A 4,124-nucleotide genomic window follows, 5' to 3' on the forward strand; every position below is an offset into this window, starting at 1 on the left:
CGGTTAGGCTCTAATGGAGCCCTCCCCGCCCCCAGGAGGTTTCACAGTGGCGAGCGTCGCCGAGCTGAAGGCCGCCATCGACATCGCGCTCCAACAGATCGGTGACGGCCAGACCGCCGTCCAGGCCGCCAGCGAGAAGCTGGCCGAAGCCCAGCAGACCCTGGCCGGGGCCCTGGAGGGCAGCGGGCACGAGATGGTCGAGGCCGCCCAGGCGTCGCTCACCCAGGCCAGCCAGGAGCTGGAGGAGTGCCTCGCCGCCACCCTGACCGCGGTGGAGCAGGCAGAGCTCTACGCCGCCAACCTCTGAGCCGCCATGTCCATCGTCGAGGATCTGGGCGCGCAGATCAGGGCCACCGCCGAGGAACTGCCGGTGCCCCTGATCCTCCAGGCACTGGAGAAGTTGGGGCTCGCCGCCGAGCGGCTGCGCTGGGTGCGCCAGGAGTCCAGCAACCCGATGGGCGTACCGGAACTGTCGGCCGCCACCGAACACGCCGAGAGCGCCGGACACGCCCTGCGGGTGGCGCAGGAGCAGCTGTCGTCGTACCTGGCGGCGCTCGGTCTCGCCCCGGACAGCGGCCGGCAGCCGGCCGGCGATCCGCGTCAACCGAAGCACGACGCCCCGCGACCGGACGCCGCACCGGAGACCCCCGTCGAGGGCGAGCCACGCGAGAAACCGTCGGTACGCCGGTGGTGGTCGGTGCGGGTGGCGGAACTGACCGGGCACGCCGAGGGTCCGCCCGGCGAGCCGGACGAGCAGGTCACCGACGCCGGGGAGCTGCTGCGCCGGGTGGCCGAGGGGGTCCGTTCCGGCGACCGGGACCGGCTGCACCGGGAACTCGACCGGGCGCACGCCGACGTCGGCCTGGGCCTGGCGGCGGTCACCCCGCCACTGCTGCGGGACCTGGCCACCGACCTGCTCGGCCATCCACCCCGGGCCCAGGACCTGGACCGGCTGCGCAGCGACCTGCACCCGAAGGTCCGGGACCTGCTGCCGGGGCTGCCCCCGGCGGCGCTGGAGACGCTGCTCACCCGGATCTGCCGGATGCCACCGCCGAAGCAGCCGGACAAACCCGAGGAGCGCCCGCACCCGGCCGACGCGGCGGTGACCTCCGGGGTCCTCACCGGCCTGCTGCTCGACCGGCTCGGCCGGGACCTGCCGGAACGTCAGGAACGTCAGGAGTCCGATGGCTGACCTGCGGGCCCAGCTCACCCACCGGGTCCGGACCATGCTGTCGCACGCCCTCGGCGCGGCACAGGCCCGGCAGGACGCGGCCCGGACCGACCTGGACACCGGACGGCACCGGCTGGCGCGTACCCGGCAGGCAGCCGAGCGGGTCCCGCACCGGGTCGGCGTGGAACGCGACCAGCGACTCGCCGAGATCGACACCCAGCACGCCACCCGGATCGTGGACCTGGCCCACCGCGCCCTACGGGCCGCGCACCGGGAGGCCCCCGGTGCCGCCGGAGCGGACTGGTCCGGCTGGCAGCCCACCCCGGTGGACCGCACCGAGTCGCCCGGGGTGCTGCGCGTCGGCGAGATACCGCTGCCCGGCACCGTGGCCGTCCCGGCGCTGGTGCCGCTGCTCGACACCGGGCACGTGCACGTCTCCGGTACCGACCGGGAGGGCTGCGACACGGTGGTCACCACCCTGCTGCTGCGCGCCCTGGGTCGGGCCCGCCCGGGCGGGCTCCGGCTGGTCGGGTACGACCCGGAGCACCTCGGTGGCGGGCTGGCCGGCTTCGCTCCCCTGTCGACCGCCGGGCTGCTCACCTTCGTCGGCCCCGGCGGGCTGGGTCGGCTCCTCGACGACCTGGTGGACCAGATCCGCCGGATCAACGAGACGGTGCTCGCCGGGGAGTACGGCTCGCTGCGCGAGCTGGCCGCCGCCACCGGCCGCCGCCCCGAGCCGTGGCGGGTGGCCGTGCTGCTCGGCGGCGACGAACTGAACCGGCACGAACGCGGCCAACTCGACCGGGTGGTCCGCACCGGCGCCGCCTGCGGGGTGCACCTGGTGGTCCGGGGGATCGACCTGCCGGACGAGCCGTCGGTACGCCGGATCGTCGTCGACGCCGACGGCGCCCGGATCGCCGGGGTGGCCAGCCTGACCGTCCGGCTCGACCCGCCGCCCGGTGCCGCCCTGGTCAACGCCACCTGCCGGCAGGTGGCCGCCGAGGTCAACGCCGGCCCGGCCCCGGCGCCCTTCACCGACCTGCTGCCCGAGGCCGACCAGATGTGGCAGGAGGAGTCGTCGGAGGCGCTGCACGCCCCGATCGGCGAGGATCCGCTCGGCCGGCCGGTCCTGCTCACCCTCGGCGACTATCCGCCGCACGCGCTGATCGGCGGCCCGTCCGGCACCGGCAAGACCAACCTGATCTTCGCCTGGATCGGCGCCCTGGCCTCCCGCTACTCCCCCGCCGAGCTGGAGTTCTACCTGCTCGACTTCAAGGAGGGAGTGTCCTTCGCCCGGTTCGCCCAGGGCCGCCGCGACCCGAGCTGGCTGCCGCACATGCGGCTGGTCGGGATCAACGTCAACACCGACCGGGAGTTCGGGCTGGCGCTGCTGCGGTTCCTCGCCGAGGAGCTGCGCCGCCGGGCCGACGCCGCCAAGAAACACGAGGTGACCAAGCTCGCCGAGCTGCGGGCGGTCGACCCGACCGGGCACTGGCCGCGCATCGTCGCCGTGGTCGACGAGTTCCAGATGCTGCTCGCCGGTCGGGACGTGGTGGCCCGGGAGGCCGCCGACCTGCTGGAGGACCTGGCCCGCCGGGGCCGCTCGCAGGGCATCCACCTGGTCCTCGCCTCGCAGGACGTGCGGGGCATCGAGGCACTGTGGGGCCGGCCGGCCCTGGTCGCCCAGTTCACCCTGCGGATCGCGCTGCCCAAGGCGCTGCGCATCCTGGCCGAACGCAACGACGCGGCGCAGAGCCTGCCCCGCTACCACGCGGTGGTCAACGCCGAGTCGGGCATGGTGGAGGGCAACCAGATCGCCCGCATCCCGTCGGCCAGCGACTGGGGTACCTGGAGCGAGTTGCAGCACCGGCTGTGGCGGATGCGCCCGGCCGACGCCGCACCCGCCCGGCTGTTCGACGGTGACGCCATCCCCCGGCTCGCCGAGGCGCCGGACTTCCGGGCCCTGGACCCGACCGGGGACCCCGGATCCCGGGGGCCGGTCGCGTTGCTCGGCGAGATCATCGACGTGCAGGCCCGCTCGGCGGGACTGCGGCTGCCCCGGGCACCGGGCCGCAACCTGGCGGTGCTCGGTACCCGGGTGGACGAGGCCTGCGCGGTGCTGGACGCCGCCGCCCGGTCGTTGGCCCGCCAGCACCGCCCCGGCACGGCCCGGTTCTCCATCGCCTGCCTGGACGCCGACGCGGACGCCCCGGCCCGCGCGCTCTACGAGGAGCTGGCCGACGACGCCGCCTGGTACGACGAGGAGACCGTGCCAGAACTGGTCGCCGAGACCGCCGACGGGCTGGGGCACGGCTCCGGGCAGCCGCACTACCTGCTGCTCTACGCCGTCGACGCGGCCTCCGCCCAGCTCGGCGGGCGGGTCGGCAAGCGGACCGGGCTGGAGCACCTGCGCCGGATCCTGCACGACGGGCCGGAACGGCGTACCCATGTCCTGGCCTGGTGGCGCGGGGTGGCCCGGATGCGGGCCGACCTCGGCGGCCCGGCGTCCCGGACCGACCAGATCGGAGCCTGGGTGGCGTTGGACGTGCAGGGCGGGGAGCTGTCCTCCTCGCTGTACCCGGGCACCGGCGGCCCGGACTGGTACCCGCGTCCGTGGCGGGGCCTGTTCTTCGACCGGGCGGTGCACCGCACCGGACAGGTGATCGTCCCCTACGGGCTGACCCGGTGAGCGGCGCCGAGGTGGACCGGGCGTCCTACCAGTCGCTGCTGCGCGAACTGGCCGGGCTGAGCGCGGCCAGTGACGCCCAGCGGGCCGAGGCGCACGACTGGTACGCCCGGCAGTGTGCCGCCGCGACCCGCGCGGTCCGCACGGCCGAGGAGCAGGTGCGCGCCGCCGAGACGGAGTACGCGGCGGCGACCGAGCAGGCCGAGCAGGTGGAGACCGAGGCGGCGCACCTGTGGCAGGTGCTCGCCGGTCGGATCGGTGCCCGCC

3 protein-coding genes and 1 pseudogene are annotated in these 4,124 nt (G+C 75.3%); all 4 read left to right on the plus strand.

What is annotated here, in order from left to right; all coding sequences use genetic code 11:
- The first annotated feature begins 46 nt into the window (after positions 1-46).
- Positions 47-307 (plus strand): hypothetical protein, encoded by a 261-nt coding sequence (locus GSF22_RS31485; protein WP_208817552.1) that lies wholly within the window; start codon positions 47-49, stop codon positions 305-307.
- 6 nt (positions 308-313) lie between these two features.
- Entirely contained in the window at positions 314-1,192 is an 879-nt protein-coding gene (locus GSF22_RS31490; protein WP_208817553.1) for a hypothetical protein, read from the plus strand.
- Positions 1,185-3,860, plus strand: coding sequence for an FtsK/SpoIIIE domain-containing protein (locus GSF22_RS31495; RefSeq protein WP_208817554.1), 2,676 nt, complete (start codon positions 1,185-1,187; stop codon positions 3,858-3,860). The genes GSF22_RS31490 and GSF22_RS31495 overlap by 8 nt, the downstream gene beginning before the upstream one ends.
- Positions 3,857-4,124, plus strand: a pseudogene (locus tag GSF22_RS31500) (hypothetical protein); the annotation flags it as partial. The gene GSF22_RS31495 and the pseudogene GSF22_RS31500, both read left to right, overlap by 4 nt.

Source organism: Micromonospora echinofusca (assembly GCF_017614955.1).
Taxonomy (GTDB): Bacteria; Actinomycetota; Actinomycetes; order Mycobacteriales; family Micromonosporaceae; genus Micromonospora; species Micromonospora echinofusca_A.